21 protein-coding genes are annotated in these 19,907 nt (G+C 41.2%); 4 read left to right on the top strand and 17 right to left on the bottom strand.

Features of this window, described 5'->3' with window-relative positions; translation table 11 throughout:
* Window positions 1-76 precede the first annotated feature (76 nt).
* From F9B91_RS05650 to tsaB, 4 genes are all read right to left on the bottom strand, one after another.
* Window positions 77-940 carry an XRE/MutR family transcriptional regulator gene (locus F9B91_RS05650; RefSeq protein ID WP_150922710.1) on the bottom strand — a complete coding sequence of 288 codons (864 nt, stop codon included), beginning with the start codon at window positions 938-940 and terminating at the stop codon, window positions 77-79.
* Between the two features lie 103 nt (window positions 941-1,043).
* The gene (gene tsaD / locus F9B91_RS05645; RefSeq protein ID WP_150922709.1) at window positions 1,044-2,054 is read right to left on the bottom strand and encodes a tRNA (adenosine(37)-N6)-threonylcarbamoyltransferase complex transferase subunit TsaD; all 1,011 of its coding nucleotides are present in this window, start codon (window positions 2,052-2,054) and stop codon (window positions 1,044-1,046) included.
* On the bottom strand, window positions 2,044-2,481 hold the full coding sequence (gene rimI, locus F9B91_RS05640) for a ribosomal protein S18-alanine N-acetyltransferase (protein ID WP_150922708.1): 438 nt from the start codon (window positions 2,479-2,481) through the stop codon (window positions 2,044-2,046). The genes tsaD and rimI overlap by 11 nt, the downstream gene beginning before the upstream one ends.
* Window positions 2,478-3,161, bottom strand: coding sequence for a tRNA (adenosine(37)-N6)-threonylcarbamoyltransferase complex dimerization subunit type 1 TsaB (tsaB, locus tag F9B91_RS05635; protein ID WP_150922707.1), 684 nt, complete (start codon window positions 3,159-3,161; stop codon window positions 2,478-2,480). Before tsaB ends, rimI begins: the two co-directional genes overlap by 4 nt.
* A gap of 191 nt (window positions 3,162-3,352) precedes the next feature.
* Here tsaB and cibA point away from each other — a divergent pair, with 191 nt between their 5' ends.
* Together cibA and cibB are read left to right on the top strand one after the other, a co-directional pair.
* Complete coding sequence (cibA, locus tag F9B91_RS05630) at window positions 3,353-3,538, top strand: fratricide two-peptide bacteriocin subunit CibA (RefSeq protein WP_000180841.1); 186 nt, start codon at window positions 3,353-3,355, stop codon at window positions 3,536-3,538.
* Between the two features lies 1 nt (window position 3,539).
* Window positions 3,540-3,692 carry a fratricide two-peptide bacteriocin subunit CibB gene (gene cibB, locus F9B91_RS05625; RefSeq protein ID WP_000974044.1) on the top strand — a complete coding sequence of 51 codons (153 nt, stop codon included), beginning with the start codon at window positions 3,540-3,542 and terminating at the stop codon, window positions 3,690-3,692.
* A gap of 302 nt (window positions 3,693-3,994) precedes the next feature.
* Here the strand turns inward: cibB and F9B91_RS05610 are convergent, their stop codons facing one another.
* Complete coding sequence (locus tag F9B91_RS05610; RefSeq protein ID WP_000282478.1) at window positions 3,995-4,210, bottom strand: hypothetical protein; 216 nt, start codon at window positions 4,208-4,210, stop codon at window positions 3,995-3,997.
* 280 nt (window positions 4,211-4,490) lie between these two features.
* Between F9B91_RS05610 and F9B91_RS05605 the strand changes: the two genes are divergently transcribed.
* Together F9B91_RS05605 and rnjA are read left to right on the top strand one after the other, a co-directional pair.
* Window positions 4,491-4,724 (top strand): DNA-dependent RNA polymerase subunit epsilon, encoded by a 234-nt coding sequence (locus F9B91_RS05605; RefSeq protein ID WP_000639571.1) that lies wholly within the window; start codon window positions 4,491-4,493, stop codon window positions 4,722-4,724.
* Between the two features lies 1 nt (window position 4,725).
* A complete protein-coding gene (gene rnjA / locus F9B91_RS05600; protein WP_049500725.1) occupies window positions 4,726-6,405 on the top strand; it encodes a ribonuclease J1 in 1,680 nt (559 codons plus the stop codon).
* A gap of 138 nt (window positions 6,406-6,543) precedes the next feature.
* Here the strand turns inward: rnjA and mnmG are convergent, their stop codons facing one another.
* The 12 genes from mnmG to F9B91_RS05540 all read right to left on the bottom strand — a co-directional run bounded on the left by mnmG (window position 6,544) and on the right by F9B91_RS05540 (window position 19,866).
* Window positions 6,544-8,457, bottom strand: a complete 1,914-nt coding sequence (mnmG, locus tag F9B91_RS05595; protein WP_125454338.1) for a tRNA uridine-5-carboxymethylaminomethyl(34) synthesis enzyme MnmG — start codon at window positions 8,455-8,457, stop codon at window positions 6,544-6,546.
* Window positions 8,447-8,875, bottom strand: coding sequence for an NUDIX hydrolase (locus F9B91_RS05590; protein ID WP_150922706.1), 429 nt, complete (start codon window positions 8,873-8,875; stop codon window positions 8,447-8,449). The genes mnmG and F9B91_RS05590 overlap by 11 nt, the downstream gene beginning before the upstream one ends.
* An 11-nt stretch (window positions 8,876-8,886) precedes the next feature.
* On the bottom strand, window positions 8,887-9,342 hold the full coding sequence (locus F9B91_RS05585; RefSeq protein ID WP_191962419.1) for an NUDIX hydrolase: 456 nt from the start codon (window positions 9,340-9,342) through the stop codon (window positions 8,887-8,889).
* 140 nt (window positions 9,343-9,482) lie between these two features.
* Window positions 9,483-10,604 (bottom strand): tRNA 2-thiouridine(34) synthase MnmA, encoded by a 1,122-nt coding sequence (gene mnmA, locus F9B91_RS05580; protein ID WP_150922704.1) that lies wholly within the window; start codon window positions 10,602-10,604, stop codon window positions 9,483-9,485.
* Window positions 10,605-10,759: 155 nt separating this feature from the next.
* Window positions 10,760-12,154, bottom strand: coding sequence for an argininosuccinate lyase (argH, locus tag F9B91_RS05575; RefSeq protein WP_150922703.1), 1,395 nt, complete (start codon window positions 12,152-12,154; stop codon window positions 10,760-10,762).
* A 28-nt stretch (window positions 12,155-12,182) separates the two neighbouring features.
* Window positions 12,183-13,379: an argininosuccinate synthase gene (locus F9B91_RS05570; protein WP_049515549.1), complete on the bottom strand. Its 1,197-nt coding sequence runs from the start codon at window positions 13,377-13,379 to the stop codon at window positions 12,183-12,185.
* A gap of 16 nt (window positions 13,380-13,395) precedes the next feature.
* Window positions 13,396-14,202 carry an ABC transporter substrate-binding protein gene (locus F9B91_RS05565; protein WP_049515550.1) on the bottom strand — a complete coding sequence of 269 codons (807 nt, stop codon included), beginning with the start codon at window positions 14,200-14,202 and terminating at the stop codon, window positions 13,396-13,398.
* Between the two features lie 206 nt (window positions 14,203-14,408).
* Entirely contained in the window at window positions 14,409-15,050 is a 642-nt protein-coding gene (locus F9B91_RS05560) for an ABC transporter ATP-binding protein (RefSeq protein WP_125454333.1), read from the bottom strand.
* Window positions 15,047-17,155 (bottom strand): bacteriocin-associated integral membrane family protein, encoded by a 2,109-nt coding sequence (locus tag F9B91_RS05555; protein ID WP_150922702.1) that lies wholly within the window; start codon window positions 17,153-17,155, stop codon window positions 15,047-15,049. The genes F9B91_RS05560 and F9B91_RS05555 overlap by 4 nt, the downstream gene beginning before the upstream one ends.
* A gap of 149 nt (window positions 17,156-17,304) precedes the next feature.
* The gene (locus tag F9B91_RS05550; RefSeq protein ID WP_049543167.1) at window positions 17,305-17,892 is read right to left on the bottom strand and encodes a hypothetical protein; all 588 of its coding nucleotides are present in this window, start codon (window positions 17,890-17,892) and stop codon (window positions 17,305-17,307) included.
* 312 nt (window positions 17,893-18,204) lie between these two features.
* Window positions 18,205-19,077 (bottom strand): helix-turn-helix domain-containing protein, encoded by an 873-nt coding sequence (locus F9B91_RS05545; protein ID WP_049546864.1) that lies wholly within the window; start codon window positions 19,075-19,077, stop codon window positions 18,205-18,207.
* A 138-nt stretch (window positions 19,078-19,215) separates the two neighbouring features.
* On the bottom strand, window positions 19,216-19,866 hold the full coding sequence (locus F9B91_RS05540) for a LysM peptidoglycan-binding domain-containing protein (protein ID WP_049543169.1): 651 nt from the start codon (window positions 19,864-19,866) through the stop codon (window positions 19,216-19,218).
* Between the last annotated feature and the right edge of the window lie 41 nt (window positions 19,867-19,907).

Below are 19,907 nucleotides of genomic sequence, written 5' to 3'. Positions count from 1 at the left end.
ACGGAAATCACCACATTTTAGTAAATCGCATATTTGATATTTTTTCTTATAGAAATTTCAGATTTGCGATTGTTTACTACTCAATAAGCTCTTTGTATTGCTGAAAACGCAATTCGAAGAGGGCTATCAATTGTGGATTTTCTAATACTTGCAGAGATTGGATAAAGTGTTCAATCTCTTTTTGATTGTTTCCTTTGGTTTGAAGGAAAATACTCATTTTCTTTAAAAATTGCCACAATACTTTTTCAAAAACATCGTATGGACGAAGCATACTCTCCAGCTCAGCTTCAAAGATTGGGATGTAAGAGAAAAGTTTGCGCTCCATGAGCTCTGATATAATATTCAGAAAGCCACTTTTCATATACAGTCTATTATGTACCAACTCTTTAAATTCCTTAGATTTCTCAAGTAAAGTGGTTGATAAAAATATCAAATCTTGATTGCTCAAGAAAGGCATGGTATTACAGAATATATAGAGTTCAAACCAGGTCCAAGACTCAATAGCGTAGAGGTAGGTAGTTAAAAACTCGCTATCCTCCTCTGCTAGCGGATAGCTTTTATCTAAGGAATGGATAGCATCTTTAATCACAATGGCATTCAAACGACGATAGGTCTCTGCCATCTGTTCTCGCTCGACTTCCTCCAACAGTTGCTCTAAGCCAGCTATATCTTGGTGGGCAAACCGATCCACAACCTTTCTACCAATTCGCATATGTGGAGATTCTTGATAATTGTTGAGCTTATGACCAAACTCATCAAAATTCATATTGATTCCTTGGATGGCTAAGATCAACTTGTCTGCAGATAGCATAGACTGTCCTAGTTCAAACTTAGACAACTGAGAGGCTGTTAGTCCAGCACAAGCCACATCTGACTGTTTTAGCTTTCTAGCCAAGCGCAATTCCTTGTAAAATTCTCCCAATTCCATTCTCTCAATCATCTTACCACCTCCTATTCTTTATATATTATATCATTATTTTTATCATTTTGTCAAAATATTCTGACACTTCAGTGAGTGAAAAAGCCAGCCTCAAGCTGACTCTTTATTCTATCGTATCAAAAGCGAGACTTGGTTTGGCATTGAGGTCCAAGTTTGCAAAGTTTTCTTTGTTCCACTCACTGACGCTGGCATAGGCAATCATTCCTGCATTGTCTCCGCAGAGGCGCAGAGGTGGAATGATGACATTGACATCTGTAATTTCAGTTGCTAGGCGTTCTCTGAGACCTTTATTGGCTGCCACACCACCTGCCACGACAAGAGTTTTAACAGGGTATTTCTCCAAAGCCTTCTTAGTTTTTGCCATGAGAATATCCAGTACAGCTGCTTGGAAGGAAGCACACAAGTCCTCTGTTGACAAGCTCTCTCCCTTTTGCTCGGCATTGTGGTGAAGATTAATAAAGGCAGATTTCAAACCTGAGAATGAAAACTCCAGATTATCTTCCTTAATCATGGCACGTGGGAAATCATAAATATCCTGCCCCTGATGAGCCAGCTCGTCAATCTCACGACCTGCTGGATAGGTCAAGCCCATGACGCGACCGACCTTATCATATGCCTCACCAACCGCATCATCACGGGTTTCCCCAACAATCTTGTAATCACCAGCCTCAGAAACATAGACCAACTCTGTATGTCCACCACTTACTAAAAGCGCTAACAAGGGGAACTCCAAAGGCTCGACGCTCTGAGCTGCCATGAGGTGGCCAGCCATGTGGTTAACGGGAATCAGCGGAAGCCCATGAGCCCAAGCAAAGGCCTTTGCAGCTGACAAACCAACTAGTAAGGCTCCAACCAAGCCCGGTCCATAGGTAACCGCAACAGCTGTCACATCGTTTTCGGTAATTCCTGCTTCTGCTAGTGCCTCCTCGATGCAGGCTGTAATAACCTCGACATGGTGACGACTAGCTACTTCTGGCACTACGCCCCCAAAACGTTTGTGACTCTCAATTTGACTAGCAATGACATTGGACAAGAGCTCATCATCATTTTTCAAAACGGCGACACTGGTCTCGTCACAGGATGTCTCAAATGCTAAAATATATCTATCCTTCATCTATTTCTCTCTTCATGATGATGGCATCCTCGACTGGGTCATGGTAGTAGGCCTTTCGCTCAGCGATGACCGCCATCTTTTCTTTCTTGTAAAATGCTTGCGCTCGTTGATTTGACTTTCTGACTTCGAGGAAAATCTCCTTGTCTGCCGGCAATTGAGCAAACAAGGCTGACGCAATTCCCTGACCCTGATAGGTTTGTTTGACAGCGATTTGCAGGACTTCTGCCTCAAAGATATTTTCCTGCACAGCTAGAAATCCAATCACTTCTGCCCCATCATAAGCCAGAGCATACCAAGTCTGGTCTTGAGCCAGGTCTGCTTGGATTTGCTCCAGCGTCCAAGGGCTGACTGGATAAACAGCTATCATAACAGCGTAGATGGCTTGAGCCAAGTCAGGCTGTCTTTGGATTCGTTTGATGTCTATCATAGTCGTTTAATGTAGGACTCACCAGACTCGGTGTGGTTCTTGAGCCAGTTTTCCTCAGCCTCAACATGTTTGAGGTAATTCGGCACAAAGTCATGCAAGGAGTCTGCTTCCTTGTCCCAAGCCAAAAGAGCAAGATTGGCTGCATTAGGCAAGGTTTCTTTGTAATTAGTCCTTGGCAAGTGTTCTTGAATCTGCTCAACAAAGGGGCCAACTTCTCCGACAAAGGTTACTTGACTAGCACCCTTGATTAGCTCAATCACTCGCTCAAAGGGCAGGTGTGCTTCTGGCATGACAGGTTTAGCATTTTCATAAAATCCTGCATAAACATTGTTGCGACGTGCATCCATCAAAGGGACGAACAAGCCTTCTTGTTGGTATGGTACCAGAGCCAAGAGGCTAGACATACCAACTAACTCAATGTTCAGAGTGTGAGCTAAGGTTTTGGCAGTCGCTACCGCAATTCGCAAACCTGTGTAGCTACCTGGCCCTTCCGCCACCACGATTCGATCCAAGTCTTTGGGTGTCCAATCCAAACTTGCCATCAAAAAATCGATGGCAGGCATAAGGGTAATACTGTGATTTTTCTTGATATTAATCGTCGTCTCGGCAAGAATCTGCTTGTCCTCTAAAATAGCGAGAGAAAGAGCCTTACTGGACGTATCAAAAGCTAATACTTTCATAACACATTCCTATCTTTTTGTCTGCTTACTATTATACTACAAAAGCTGGCACATGGGAATTTTCTTTATCCCCAAACAGGAATACCTAGACTTAAACAAAAAATAATTCGCAAATAAATTTCAAAAAAATGTTCACTTTTCCTTTTCTTTTCCGAATATAAAAGTGAACAAGAAAAAAGGAGGAAAGTTCAATGACAAATTTTGACGTTCTTGACAATCAATTTTTATCCTTATCTGAAAATGAATTATCAGATATTGATGGCGGTCTCGCTCCCTTGGTTATCTTTGGAGTGGCAGTATCTTGGAAAGCTATTGCAGGTGGAACAGCACTTATAGGTTCTGGTTTGGCAGCTGGTTATTTTTTAGGAGGAGATTAATATGATGAAAGATTTGAACAACTATTGTGAAATTTCTAATAAGGAATTGCAAGAAATAAAGGGTGGTTTTGGTGTAGGTGTTGGTATCGCTTTATTTATGGCAGGTTATACCATTGGAAAAGACCTTCGTAAAAAGTTTGGTAAGTCATGCTAGATAAAAAACACATTTTTAGAAGGATAAATTTTATTATCTTTATCTCTTATAGTTTGCTCAGCATTCTCAATGATTTAAACATTACTACTATCCCTTTACCAATCGATTTATCTGTTTGTATTGTTTTGTTTTTAGTCTTCAACTCTATTTTTGAGCAGAAGAATCATTAATATAAAACTAATAAGCTCTGAAAATTCCATTGTCATGTCATTTTAGAAAAATGCAAAGACCACCTCATCTTGATAGATGGGGTGGAATTTTCTTTATCCCCAAACAAAAATGCCCCAGCATGAGCAGGGCATCTAAGCATTTAATCCAAAGTAAAATACAAACCAAACGACATAGGTTACGAGGAGGAGAAAAAGCGAGTAGAGAGTCACAAAGGTAATTTTCCACAAGAACTTGGTTTGTCGTCGTTCCAGTTTGGCAAATAGAAGATTCCCCGCATAAACGCAAGCAACAAAAACAATAAAAGCTACCAAGCGAGCTCCGATAGCAAAAGCAAATAAGTTATACATAGGGCAACCTCCTTTACTTAAAATCTATAGTGAATTAAGACAAACGATAAATTCCACTTCCATTTTCAAAATAACATATTTTCTTTATTTTTGCAAACGATTACCAAAGAAATCGTCCTGTGACTTTCTCGTTTCCGTCTTTTACTAATTTTTCATTTTGTGGTATAATTGAAATAATTGTAACGAATCAAGGTCAATCTAGACACAAAATGGAATGAAATCAAGCAAATCTATGCTAAAAGTTTGGAATAAGCTGACCTGTAAAATAGAAAGGAACTATATGATTTACAAAGTTTTTTATCAAGAAACAAAAGAACGTAGCCCACGTCGTGAAACAACACGCGCACTATACCTAGACATCGATGCTAACTCAGAACTTGAGGGCCGTATCGCTGCTCGCCAACTTGTCGAAGAAAATCGCCCAGAGTACAATATCGAGTATATCGAACTCTTGTCTGACAAATTGCTAGATTACGAAAAAGAAACTGGCGCCTTCGAAATTACGGAGTTCTAATATGGCCTACACTCTTAAACCTGAAGAAGTCGGCGTTTTTGCCATCGGTGGTCTGGGAGAAATCGGGAAAAACACATACGGAATTGAATACCAAGACGAGATTATCATCGTCGATGCTGGGATTAAATTCCCAGAAGATGACTTGCTTGGTATCGACTATGTTATCCCTGACTACTCTTACATAGTCGACAATATCGACCGCGTCAAGGCTGTTTTGATTACCCACGGACACGAGGACCACATCGGTGGGATTCCTTTCCTACTCAAGCAAGCAAATGTCCCTATCTATGCTGGACCGCTTGCCTTGGCTTTGATCCGTGGAAAACTCGAAGAACACGGCCTCTTGCGCAACGCCAAACTTTACGAAATCAACCACAATACTGAGTTGACCTTTAAAAATCTCAAGGCAACTTTCTTTAGAACGACTCACTCTATTCCAGAACCTTTGGGGATTGTCATTCATACTCCTCAAGGGAAAATTGTCTGTACGGGTGACTTCAAGTTTGACTTAACACCAGTTGGTGAACCAGCAGATTTGCACCGTATGGCAGCTCTTGGTGAAGACGGTGTACTCTGTCTCCTGTCTGACTCGACAAATGCAGAAATTCCAACCTTTACCAACTCTGAAAAAGTCGTTGGCCAGTCCATCATGAAGATTATCCAAGGCATAGAGGGACGTATCATCTTTGCATCCTTTGCCTCAAATATCTTCCGTCTCCAACAAGCAACAGAAGCCGCTGTTAAGACTGGACGCAAGATTGCGGTCTTTGGTCGTTCTATGGAAAAGGCCATTGTCAACGGAATCGACCTTGGCTACATCAAAGCTCCTAAGGGAACCTTTATCGAGCCAAATGAAATAAAAGACTACCCTGCAGGCGAGGTTCTCATCCTCTGTACAGGTAGTCAGGGCGAGCCAATGGCAGCCCTCTCTCGTATCGCCAACGGAACCCACCGTCAGGTACAACTCCAACCCGGTGATACGGTTATCTTCTCTTCTAGCCCAATCCCTGGAAACACTACTAGCGTCAACAAGCTGATTAACATCATTTCAGAAGCTGGTGTCGAAGTTATCCACGGTAAGGTTAACAATATCCATACATCTGGACACGGTGGCCAACAAGAGCAAAAACTTATGCTCCGCTTGATTAAGCCAAAATACTTCATGCCTGTTCACGGTGAATACCGCATGCAAAAAGTCCATGCTGGACTTGCGGTGGATACTGGTGTTGAGAAGGACAATATCTTTATCATGAGCAATGGTGATGTGCTTGCCCTTACTGCTAACTCAGCTCGTATTGCAGGTCATTTCAACGCCCAAGACATCTATGTCGATGGAAATCGTATCGGTGAAATCGGCGCAGCTGTCCTCAAAGATCGTCGTGATCTATCTGAAGACGGTGTCGTTCTGGCAGTCGCAACTGTTGACTTCAAATCGCAGATGATTCTATCTGGTCCAGACATCCTCAGTCGAGGCTTTGTCTACATGAGAGAGTCTGGCGACTTGATTCGCCAAAGCCAACGCATCCTCTTCAATGCCATTCGTATCGCACTGAAAAATAAGGATGCTAGCGTTCAATCTGTCAATGGTGCCATTGTCAACGCTATTCGCCCCTTCCTTTATGAAAATACAGAACGTGAACCAATCATCATCCCGATGATCCTTACACCAGATGAAGAATAAGTAAACAAAACAGCCCCGTCTTCGGAGCTGTTTTTTCTATGCTTTCTTTTGAGATTAAAACTCAATAAAAATCGAAATCAGACTAGAAGGCTAGGCGAAAGCATAACTTGAGTTAGGTGAGCCGAAGCCGACGACGTATCATTTTGATTTTTGAAGAGTTTTAGAAATACTACGATTTTTACCTTCCAAATACACCATCAAAATAGAAATATCTGCTGGGTTTACTCCCGAAATACGGCTGGCTTGGCCGATGGTTTCTGGATTGATGAGTTTGAACTTCTGACGGGCTTCTGTTGCGATAGAGTCAATGTCATCCCAATCGATATTGGCTGGAATGCGTTTTTCTTCCATGCGTTTCATCTTGGCAACCTGGTCCATGGCTTTGGAAATATAGCCTTCGTACTTGATTTCTGTTTCAATCAATTCGATAATCTTGTCATCCAAGTCCTCGGCAGCTGGTCCGATGAAAGCCACCACATCTTGATAAGAAACTTCTGGACGGCGAAGGAATTCCTTAGCTGTCACGGCATCTGTCAATGGCTTGAAGCCCATCTCCTCAACCTTGGCATTGGTTTCCTTGACTGGCTTGAGTTTGATGCTGTCTAGGCGCTTCATCTCATTGTCAAATTGATTTTTCTTGATTGCAAAGCGAGCCCAACGTTCATCATCCACAAGGCCAATCTCACGTCCCATCTCAGTCAAACGCATATCAGCATTGTCATGACGGAGAATGAGACGGTATTCAGCACGACTGGTCAAGAGACGGTAGGGTTCAATGGTTCCCTTGGTCACCAAGTCATCAATCATGACCCCGATATAACCGTCACTGCGCTTCAAAATCAACTCAGGCTTGCCTTGGACTTTCAAAGCCGCATTGATACCCGCGATAATCCCTTGGCCTGCTGCCTCTTCATAACCTGACGTCCCATTTGTCTGACCAGCAGTGAAAAGTCCTGAGATTTTCTTGGTTTCCAGTGTCGCACGCAACTGATGAGGCAAGACCATATCATACTCAATGGCATAACCTGTTCGCATCATCTCTGCATTTTCCAAACCTTTGATGGAATGAACCAAGTCACGCTGGACATCCTCAGGCAGACTGGTTGAAAGTCCTTGAACATAGACTTCCTCAGTATTGCGTCCCTCTGGCTCAAGGAATAGTTGGTGGCGTTCCTTGTCCGCAAAGCGCACAATCTTGTCCTCAATCGATGGGCAGTAACGAGGTCCCACTCCCTTGACTACACCTGTAAACATAGGCGCACGGTGGAGGTTATTTTGGATAATTTCATGACTGGTACCATTGGTATAGGTCAACCAGCATGGCACTTGGTCTTTGACATAATCCTCATCTCGTGAAGTGTATGAGAAATGATTAGGCGCTTCGTCTCCTGGCTGAATTTCGGTCACATCATAATTGATAGAAGAAGCCTTGACACGTGGAGGCGTTCCTGTCTTGAAACGACCAATTTCGAGTCCTAATTCCTTAAGGTTATCAGCAAGGTTAATAGAAGCCAAGCTGTGGTTAGGACCTGATGAATACTTAAGGTCTCCAATGATAATTTCCCCACGTAGAGCCGTCCCTGTCGTCACGATAACAGCCTTAGCAGCATACTCTTGATGGGTAGCTGTACGGACACCGACAACCTTGCCATCTTCGACCAAAATCTCATCAATCATGGTCTGACGAAGGGTCAGATTTTCTTGGTTTTCAACTGTCTTGCGCATTTCCTTAGAGTAAAGTTCCTTGTCAGCCTGCGCACGAAGGGCACGGACAGCTGGCCCCTTCCCTGTGTTGAGCATCTTCATCTGGATGTAAGTCTTATCAATGGTTTTGGCCATTTCACCACCGAGGGCATCGACCTCACGTACGACAATCCCCTTGGCAGAACCTCCGATAGAGGGATTACAAGGCATGAAAGCCAGCATTTCAATGTTGATAGTCGCAAGCAAGACCTTACAACCCATACGGCTGGCTGCTAGGGATGCTTCTACCCCAGCGTGTCCCGCACCAATTACAATAATATCGTATTCTTCAGTAAAATTATATGTCATTTCTTAACCTTTCAAAAATTTCTCTCAAATAAGGAACTAACTTCTCCTCCTCTAGAGCTTGAGCCATAGTAACCCATTTAAAGTGCGTATGCTCTTCAGGATCTAATCTGATAATTGGCTTCTCCCCAACCCACTCTGCTTTATAAACTAAGCGAGTAAAGACAGTATCCTTAGAGGCATCAAGTTGACTATCTTCGTGAAGAAGTTTGAGCGAACTGCTATCTAGCCTAACTCCCGCTTCTTCAACACATTCTCTAAGAGCTCCGTCTCGCGGAAGTTCACCCTTTTCAACCCCGCCACCAGGAATATCCCAGTAAGTTGGATAAACGTTGGGTTGTCCTCTTTTAATTTCCGAACGCTGAATGAGCAAATAATCATCACCACTATGAACAAGTACATGGGCAATAAGCTTAACCATCCTTTTCTCTCCTATTCCTCAAGATGGATGTGTCTTAGTTGGCCGTCCCAATCTGGCAGGGCTGTTTTTAAAAAGGCTGGAACTAGATTGATACCCTCAAGCTTGTCTATGTCAATCCATTCACAGGGCTGCCTTTTCTCATCTTCCTGCATGGTCAATGGGGCATCCTCAAGCAAATCCACCAGATAATGAAACTCGATGCTGTGCCAATAGACACCATCTTCTTCAAAACGATTTTCAACTACGAAAGCTAGTTGCCCAGCTTGAGCTCGGACACCTAATTCTTCCCTCACTTCACGGACTACCGCGTCTTCCGTGCTTTCATTGACTTGAATCGCACCGCCAATAGTATAATACTTGCCCTTATCTTTTGTGACTAGGAGCTTGCGATTTTGGAGAATCAAGGCTGTCGCCCGAACGCCAAAAACCGTAGCTCCCACTTTTGTACGAAAGTCTTGTTGAGTCATTTTTGTCCTTTCCTCTAAACGACACAAAAACAGTCAAAACTCCAAAGAAGTGCAGGACAAAAAAGCCTGCAACATCCATGAGCTTTGACCATCATTTCTATTGCTTTTATTATTGTAGCAAATTGAGAAAATTTGTCAATCTAAATGTACTGACAAACTTGTCCATCGCGGTAAGCATTGTCAATCAAACCACCACCTAGACACTCTTCGCCATCGTAAAAGACAACTGCCTGTCCTGGTGTAATCGCACGTTGCGGTTCTGCAAAGATAACCTCTGCCTTATCTCCTTTGACATGTACTGTCACCTTAGAATCAGGCTGACGGTAGCGGAATTTAGCCGTACATTCCAGCGTAAACTCTTCTGGCATGTCACGAGTAAAGTGGACTTGGCTAGCCTCAAGGCTTGTTGACATGAGCGAGTCATGGTAGAAACCTTGGCCGACATAGAGGATATTCTTGCTTAGATCTTTTCCGACAACGAACCAAGGAGCATTGTCACCGCCGTGTTGCCCACCGATACCGAGACCACCACGCTGACCAATCGTATAGTACATAAGGCCTGCATGCTCGCCCATATCGCGGCCATCCACAGTCATCATGCGACCAGGCTGAGCTGGTAGGTAGTTGCTGAGAAAGTTTTTAAAATTCTTTTCTCCGATAAAGCAAATCCCTGTTGAGTCTTTCTTCTTAGCAGTCGCAAGACCTGCTTCTTCTGCTAGTTTTCGTACTTCAGGCTTTTCCAAATGTCCTAAAGGAAACATGGTTTTTTGGAGCTGTTCTTGAGAAAGTTGACTGAGGAAATAGGTCTGGTCCTTGCCATTGTCCACGCCACGAAGCATGTGAACTGTACCATCCTCATCACGCGCCACTCGGGCATAATGCCCAGTCGCTACATAATCTGCCCCCAAGGTCATGGCATAGTCCAAAAAAGCCTTGAACTTGATTTCCTTGTTGCACATAACATCTGGATTTGGCGTGCGCCCTGCACGGTATTCCGCTAGGAAATACTCAAAAACGCGGTCCCAGTACTCTTTTTCAAAATTGACAGAGTAGTAAGGAATGCCAATCTGGTCTGCCACCGCAGCCACATCCTTGTAATCTTCGGTCGCCGTACAGACGCCGTTTTCATCTGTGTCATCCCAGTTCTTCATAAAGATACCGATCACATCGTAGCCCTGCTCTTTAATCAAGAGAGCCGTCACCGACGAATCAACACCACCACTCATCCCCACAACAACACGTGTTTTAGAGTTATCACTCATGGTAAGTCTCCCATCTATTCGTTTATTCACGATTGAAGGTCGTGTGTGCTTCACGATTGAAGGTCGCTTGAGCAGTATTCATTATAACATGCTTGGTTGGAGAAGACAAGAAAGAGGCTGATAATCTACCAACCTCTTATTCTGAACCTATCAATCTAGCACTTTCTACCTTCATTCGCTTTCTTAGCAACTGCTATCTGGTATTTCACTTGGCCAAATCCTGTACCTCCCAAGGAATTTCGTCTTTGAACAGCAGTTTTAGGTTGCAAGTAGACATAGATATCCTCGGCAATGAGGGAATGATAGGTTTGCAATTCCTCCAAAGTCCAATCTTGAATATTTTTAGCAGACTTGATAGAGTCTAGCACTAATCTTCCCACAACCTCATGAGCTTCTCTAAATGGCAAGCCTTTCCCTGCCAAATAATCTGCCAACTCAGTTGCATTTGAAAAATCCTTCTCTGTAGACTCTTGCATTTTTTCCTTGTTTACCTGCAAGCTAGATAACATACCTGCCAACACATCGAGGGAATTTAAAATCGTTTCGACCGTATCAAACATTCCTTCCTTATCCTCTTGCAAATCCTTATTATAAGCTAAAGGCAAGGACTTCATGACTGTCAATAGCCCAAACAGATTCCCATAAACTCTGCCAGTCTTTCCTCGAATCAACTCAGCCATATCTGGATTTTTCTTTTGAGGCATAATAGAGGAACCTGTTGTAAACGTATCTGACAAGGTAATGAATTGATACTCAAAACTACACCAATTGATCATTTCTTCGCAAAAACGGCTCATATGCATCATGAGTATGCTGGCATTGGATAGAAATTCTAAGATAAAATCGCGGTCACTAACAGCATCCAAAGAATTTGTATAGGGTTGCTTAAACTCCAGCAAATCGCTAGACAATTGGCGATCAATGGGGAAAGTCGTTCCTGCCAAAGCTGTCGCACCTAGAGGGCATAGGTCTGTATGCTTCTGGTTAAATTCAAAACGTTCACTGTCTCTTTGAAACATATTGTAGTAAGCCATCAGGTGATGGGCAAAACTAATAGGCTGAGCATGTTGCAGATGTGTATAGCCCGGCATGATCGTCTCCACATGATTTTCCGCCAAGTCTAATAAAACACCCTTGAGATGAGCCAGTTTATCTAGGACATAGCCTAGTTGCTCCTTGAGATACAAGTGCATATCTGTCGCAACTTGGTCATTTCGAGAACGAGCTGTATGTAGTTTCCCTGCAAGGGGACCAATTTTTTCTGTCAGCAACACTTCCATATTCATATGAATATCTTCGTTTGTGATATCAAAGTCAAGTTGACCTGCCTCTAGCTCTTCTAAAAGCTCTTTCAAGCCTGCTTGGATCTTTTCTGACTCCTCCAAACTCAAAATGCCCGTCTGACCCAACATCTGAACGTGGGCTAAGGAACCAATCACATCAAATTTAGCTAATTTCTGGTCAAAAGATATACTCGCACCAAAGCGCTCTACCCAGTCTTCGACAGTCCCTTCAAAGCGACCACCCCACAATTTTGTATTCTTAGCCATATCACATCCACCTCTCTAGTCAATCGCCCTATTTGGCGCTTTTTTGAACCTCAGAATGAACCTTGGTTGGAAGTCCCCATAACTTAATAAAGCCAACAGCCGCATCTTGGTCAAAGGTATCTGCACTAGTATACGTCGCCAAATTTTCATCGTAAAGTGAATTTGGTGATTTCCGAGCCACGACCTGAGCGCTCCCCTTATACAGTTTGACTTTTGCAGTCCCATTGACAACTTTTTGAGTCTCTTTAATATAAGCAATCAAGGCTTGTGTAGCTGGACTAAACCACAAAGCATTATAAATGAGATTCGATAATTCATTTTCTATGATTGGTTTAAAATGAGCCACTTCTCTCACAAGCGTCAAATCCTCAATTTCCTTATGAGCTGTCAGCAGGGTCACTGCCCCTGGGCACTCATAGATTTCTCTTGATTTAATCCCCACCAAGCGATTTTCCACGTGGTCAATCCGTCCGACCCCATGTTTTCCAGCTATTTCGTTGAGTTTTTGAATCAAATCTGCCAATTTTAGCCCTTCTCCATTGAGGGAAACTGGAACACCTTCACCAAACTCAATCTCAATGTATTCTGGCGTGTCTGGAGCTTCCTCTGGAGAAGATGTGATACCAAAGGCTTCTTCTGGAGCCTGATTCCATGGATTTTCTAAAATACCACACTCATTGGCACGTCCCCAAAGATTTTGATCGACAGAGTAAGGATTGTCAAGGTCAGCAGGAACAGGCACCCCATTTTCCTTAGCATAATGAATTTCTTCCTCCCGAGACCATTTCCATTCACGAACTGGCGCAATCACTTTTAAATTGGGATCCAAGGCTGCAATGGATACTTCAAAACGTACTTGGTCATTCCCCTTGCCTGTACAACCATGAGCAATTGTAGTCGCTCCTGTCTGATGCGCGATTTCAACCAATTTTTTAGAAATAAGAGGGCGGCTCAAGGCAGATACCAAGGGGTACTTTTGTTCATAGTAGGCATGTGACTGGAGAGCTACTAGCACATAATCTGTAGCAAATTCGTCCTTAACATCAATGACATAAGATTCGACTGCTCCAACCTTGAGAGCTTTATCATGGATGAAATCTAAGTCTTTCCCTTCACCCACATCCATACAAACTGCAACAACATCATAGTCTTTCTTTAGCCAGGTAATAGCAACTGATGTGTCTAAACCGCCAGAATAGGCCAAAATTACTTTTTCTTTACTCATGTTCTTTTCCTTCTTTCTATTTTTCAATGGACGCTTTAAAGGCATCCTCAATGAGTTTGTCTAATTCCCCAGAATCCTTCAACTTTTGAATGGTTTTATCGACTGCTTCTTTCAATTCCTTGCTATCTTTTTTCATAGCGACCGCATAGGAATCATCTTGCTCTTTTTCAAAATTGAGTTCTGCGATTGTTAAATCAGGATTATTTTCCACAAATCCCTTAGCAACTGGTTCTTCAAAGATAACGGCATCCACTTGTCCTGATTTTAAATCTGTAATTAAATTCCCATTTTTAGGCAGAGATACGAGGGAAGAATTTTGTAGCAAATCTTTCGCCATCGTCTCTTGAATCGAACCTTTCTGCACTCCAACCTTTTTCTGCGCCAAGTCGTTTACAGACTGATAAGTAGCCAAGTCTGATTTTTTGACAATGAGCTTATTTTTTGAAGTATAGTAAGGAATGGAAAAGTCGAACACCTTGCTCCGTTCGTCTGTCTTAGAAACACCTGATATGGCAAGGTCGGCTTTTCCTGATTGAACACTAGCCAATACATTGTCAAAGCTCATGGGAGATAGTTCCAATTCGACACCTAGTTCTGTTGCGATAACCTTGGCTAATTCGATATCTGAACCCACAATCTGATTTTTCCCATCAACCACTTTTTGGTATTCAAATGGAGCAAAATCTGGATTGAGGGCTACAACCAATTTTCCTTTGGACTTGATGGCTTCAATTCCAGCCGATTGATTGTTACTACAAGCAAATAGTAGGGGGAGCATCACTAAACCAAACATCGTCATCAACACCTTCTTCATCTTATTCATAACAAAGTCTCCTTTATGTTTATTCCTTTTGGTTGTATAAATAATACACTTATGCTCATCGTTTGTCAAGCCTAAATTGAAAATTTTTTCAGTTTAAAACAAAAAAACCTAGAAATACCACATAAAAATGTCATTCCTAGGCGTATTTATGCTATTTATCTCTGGAAAATATGAGTATTCAGTCAGTCAAATGAAACCAAACGAACTCATTTTCCCTCGCCCAATTCAATGATACGATGACATTGTTGGGCTACATAAGCATCGTGGGTCACAATAATGACTGTTTTCCCCTCTCGATTCATCTCCAAGAGAAACTTCAAGACCAAATCTCTATTTTCAGGATCCAGCGAACCTGTTGGTTCATCGGCTAAAATCAGCTGGCTGGGTTTTAAGATGGCTCTAGCAACTGCAATTCGTTGTTGCTCCCCACCAGACAACTCGGAAACCTTTTGATGCAACGTAGCTGACAAACCTACTCTCTCTAAAATCTCTTCCACCTTTTTGAGCTTGTCTTTCTTAGACAATTTTACATATTTCAGCGCCAGCATGAGATTGTACTCGACCGTTTCATCATCAATCAGGGCAAAATTTTGAAAAAGATAAGAGATATGTTCACGGATTATTGTTTGTGACTTAGCAGAATTGACTGCTAGATTTGTCTGACCAAAAATCTCATACCGTCCGCTATAATCACCATCTATCAAACCTAATAAATTTAACAAGGTCGACTTACCACTACCACTCTTGCCAACAATAGCTACCAAATCCCCCTGATCAATCCTGAGAGACAAGTTATCCAAAATCACTTTTCTCCCAATGGTTTTGGTAATATTTTCCAACTCAATCATAAGATGCCCCCTTTCAATAACTCTACTAGACTTCTTTTCTCCATCCTAGAAGCCAAAACTAGCACAAATAGTATATCCAGACATGTAAAGCCTGCAAACAGCAGAAGTGGCAAGAACGCATGGGCAAAGAAAATCAAGACTAGAAGGGGGAGACTATAGCCCAGCAAGAGCAGAACTAAGAGAGGACGGTAGCGATCGACTAGTTTCCACCCCATAAACTTCTTGGTAATGATATCCCTGCGCTTCAACAAGAAAGTGGTAACGAGTAAAAAGTAGGAGACAATCATACTGAGAAGAGCAAATAAGGCAAAAAGAACGTTAAAATTACGAACAGAATCCCGATAGGTATCGACTAGCTCCTCTTGAATTGCTTGAATCGATGAAAATTTTAAATAGCTACCATCAGATAAGTTATCGACTAACTCTGTAATCACTTTTTGATTTTGTTCTGTATTTTCAACTTTCATCGGGTTGTTTAAACCTGTCGTTGACAAGCGAGTCTTTTCTTCCCACATCATGTCTTGATCATTCACCAGACTAATGATTGGATTGTGGAGATTTTCCTTTCGCTCATTATTATAAGGGAAGAAAGACCAATCTCCTTCATAGTAGGCAATTTCCACATCCATATCTTCTATTGTTTTCTTTTGTTGATCTTCATACCTCATAGAAAGATAGGCGATGGATTTTCCCAAGAACTGATTCTTGCCTTCTTGTCCTTTATCACTGGCTGGCATCAAAATAACTTTTTTAGTGCCGGTATCTGGTAACTTGAATCCCTTGCTCTTTAGAAAATTGCTATTAGCATAGTAAACATCTACCTCATCAGGCAGTTGGTACTGCTGCACTTGTTCTGCTTTGATGACTGGTTTGATAGGAAGACTCGCACCTCGCACATAGTTTACTTGTGTTTTTGCTAGCAAATCTTGATAAAATTGGTAGAAATAATCTGTAGATTTCCCTGACCCTGCTAGCTCTTCTTGCCACAGGTTATCACTGAGGCGGAAATTTTCCAAGGTCAAGTAATTCCCTTGGCTTACCCACTGTTGCTGATAAGCAAGTTCTTTGTTTTCTTGTTCTAGACTTCTTCCCACCCCAATCAGTAAGGCCGTCAGTAAAATAGTTGTCCCTATTTTCATCACATAATTGAAGATGAGACCAAGTTTGACAGATGAAAAACCTTTCAACATGGAACTGACTGTCATTTTCTGAATCATCAGGTAGGTCAGCCAACTGATGAACAAATACAACTGTAAAAGCAGAAATTGGGATAAGAGTAAACTTGGAAACAAAAGTTTTGGTCTGTAGTCCAGCACTAAAAATAGTCCCAAGTCAATGATAAGACTTCCACCCAAGAGAAGATAAAAATTAGTCTTTACAAAACCAGCTAAAATCGCCCTGCTTTGAAAACCAAGTAACTTTTGAACCCCCACTCGTTTCATCTCCATCATCGGCTGATAAACTGTCATTAAAATCACAAGCAAGATTGCTAAGATAAAGATAATGATAGATAGTAACAAAGCTTGATTTAGCACTCCAACCTGACTTCGGTAAGTGGGTTCTAATAAAATCGTCTTATCTATCTGGAAAAAATCACTCCACTTTTGTAGAATGGTATCACGATCTATCTCTTTGCTGGAGGTAATCATATAGCGCCCATTTACAGTATGAGATTTATCCTCAATATAGGATTGGAAGGTCTGGAGTCGAATGAGTTTCACCTTTAAAAAGGTGGGAATGGTTCCTAGATTATTGGGAAGGTTCTGGTTGCTGTAGACTCCCTTCTCATTCTTTGAAAAATCAAGAGAAGTCAGACCGAACTCCTGATAGGGGAAGGTTTCCTTATCAAAAACACCAGCCTTGACCACCTCATCGCCATTATCTACTTTGATAATAGAGACCTTGTCTTGACTTGTAACCTCTTCAAAAAACTGGAGAATAGTTTCTGTCGGTTTAGTGACATCTTTCAAGTACAAGTCAAATGAATAAGCTGTCTTACCCATCTCCTGAATCCGCACTATTTCTCGTGTAACATTTACATTCAGGACAAAAAACGTAGTACACAGCAAGAGCAGGAGCATACAAAGATGACTGATTTTTTTCATAGAGATACCTCCCGTGAAGAGACGAAACTGGGAAAAACTAACTTTCCAATAAAACCACATAGTGATTCTCTCAGCTTAATTGTGTTCAAGGCTGCAAACACTGCGTGGCTTTTGAATATTTAGAGGTTAGTTTTTTGGGCAATTGTCAATCAGAATGTTCTTTTATCTGTCAATAATCCTAGAAAATCTTGTCGTTTCAAGTCTGAGAAATGTTTGGTAGAGAGACTTCCCTTTTGAAGTCCATCATCTCTAACCTGCAAATAATAGCTATGTTGGCTTGTTTTAATTGTCAAAAAATCGCCAAATATAAAAACTCTTTTCCAGTTGCGAATCTCAAATTCTTTCATCTCTGATTTTGGAATGCGGATAAGTCCTTGCCGCAAATCACGATGATGCTCACTTGTGAAAGTCATCCCATTCCCAAGATTTCTTATTAGTAGTTCATCTGGAGTTACCATCACCAGCGCTATTTTAGTTAAGAAAATTTCAACTGTTGGTGGTAAAATCGCCAAGTTGAACCAAGGATGTAGGTAGCGATACGCTAAGAAATAATGAGGCTCCTCACCCAATCCTAGTTGTTTATATAAGGCCTTGACCTCACTATCTAACCTCGCTTCAAAAGACACATCCGAATGCTCTTCTTCCTTCCTCTGATTAAAATAACGCATCCAGACTAGAAAACCTATAAAGACTATAATAAATATTCCTGATAAGAGATATTTTACATTGTAGTTCATCACTTAACCTCCTGATTCACTACTCCGCCCAAAGCAGAGGCCTATTTATTTTGAAAATAGTTCCATAACAACTTTAAATAAGACTGGTAAGATTGTCAAACTAGAATTCTTTCTTTTCTAGCTACATCATAATTCTCGACTAAATACAAAGTTAAGGTCACTGAATTTGTCAACGCTTGCACACCTCCCGTTTCACCTATATTATAAATCAACATATATAACCTGTCAAGCAATTAAAGCAAATATTAAATGTTTTCAAAAAGAAGAATTATAGTTATATTTTACACATAAAAAAGATAGCTTTTGCTATCCTTATACATTCTCTGACTTCTTATCCATTAGATATTGTTCTACCTTGAGTGCCATGACTTCATTATTTTCAATTAGATAAAGCACCTTAGCTTTCATATAATAGTCCTTAGCAACAGAGATATCAAGATTTTCTGTTACATTTCCCAACAAACAATATAAATCTGCTAACCTAAAGCTACTATGATATTTGTTACAAAATTCAATTATCTCCAATAATAGCGCTCTGGACTTATCCATCTCCTCCTGTTTCCAAAGGTGGTAACAATAATTGTATTTTATTTTGATATACAACTCAATTTGTTCACGCACACTGGTATCGATTTTTGAAAGGGCTACGGAAACCTGATCATATAGTTGCTCAAATTTCTCCTTATCCTCATCATAGCCTAAGAAAATCAGCAGGGTATTCAAAATATATAAGTAGTCCACTTTATCAATACTAATCCTACTGAGGATGTCCTCTATTTTTGAAATAGCTAGTTTTAATTGATGTTCACATTGATAGGTTAGAATAGCATCTATCCAGTCCAGATAAATCTTTTCATCAAAAGATAAAGAAGTCTGCTGCTTTCTTTCTCCCTCAAAAGCATATTTCAAAGAGGCGTAATCTTGATTTTCCAATAATGTTTTAGACAATCTCTTGAAAGCAGACAAGCCTAGAAACTCTTTCGAAATTTCTCCTGAAAAGAAATAGTCCATATTTAAGCCCATTTTTTCAGATAATTTATATAACAAATCTGCTCCTGGCATATATTTGCCTTGTTCCATGCGACTTATCTGAGTTTGTTGGCAAATTCCTTCTGCCAATTCTTTTTGCGACCAACCCAGCTCTTTTCGCTTATTTTTTAATCTTGTTGCTAATAATGCATGCATGCTATCCACCACTATTTATATTCTATAAAAACATTATACTACTTTTTTGAGAAGATTATATCAGATTGTCTACATAGTGTGAACAGGATTCTAAAAAGGAAAGAAAAAAGAGCTATTCAAAGCTCTTTCCCCTATTTCTTAATACCAGCCGTTGTTAAGCCAAAAGTTTTTAGCGGCTGACCATGAACCGTAACGTCCTGCAACGTAAGCATCTGCTACACGTTCTTGGTTTTCAGCTGAGTAGTCACCGTTCAAGTATGAATCTGTCAATTGGTAACGTCCAATGTATTGACCGTTTGTAGCTGTATAGCTACCACCTGATTCTTTTTGTGCAATCCATTCTTTAGCTTCTGCTTCAGATCCGCTTACAGTTGCGGCTGGTGCTGAAGTTTCTGCTGTAGCAACAGTTTCTTCTGCTACAGGAGCGCTTGCAGCTGGTGCTGCTTCTTCTACTACTTCTGTAGTTTCTGCTACTGGAGCTGAAACAGTTTCATCTTGAGCAGCTGGTGCTGCATAAGTAGCTGGCGCTGGTGTTGCTGCTGGTGCTACTGGACCGTCGATAACCAACTCTTGACCAACATAAATCATATGGATGTTGTCAATGTGGTTGTTTTCTGCCAATTTCTCAACAGTTGTGTTGTGAGTTTCAGCGATTTCTGAAAGTGTATCACCTTCTTTAACAGTGTAAGTTGATGATTCTTGAGCAGATACAAATGATGGAGCAAATACTGCAAACAAGGCAGCTACTCCTGCAAGAGTTGTTTTAATCTTTTTAGTTGTTGATTTCATATTTGAAAATTCTCCTTCTTTCTATACTTCTATCATACCCT

This window comes from Streptococcus mitis, assembly GCF_008763935.1.
GTDB classification, from domain to species: Bacteria; Bacillota; Bacilli; order Lactobacillales; family Streptococcaceae; genus Streptococcus; species Streptococcus mitis_DB.
Note: the sequence above shows the minus strand (reverse complement) of the source record. Positions and strands in the feature narration are given on the sequence as shown.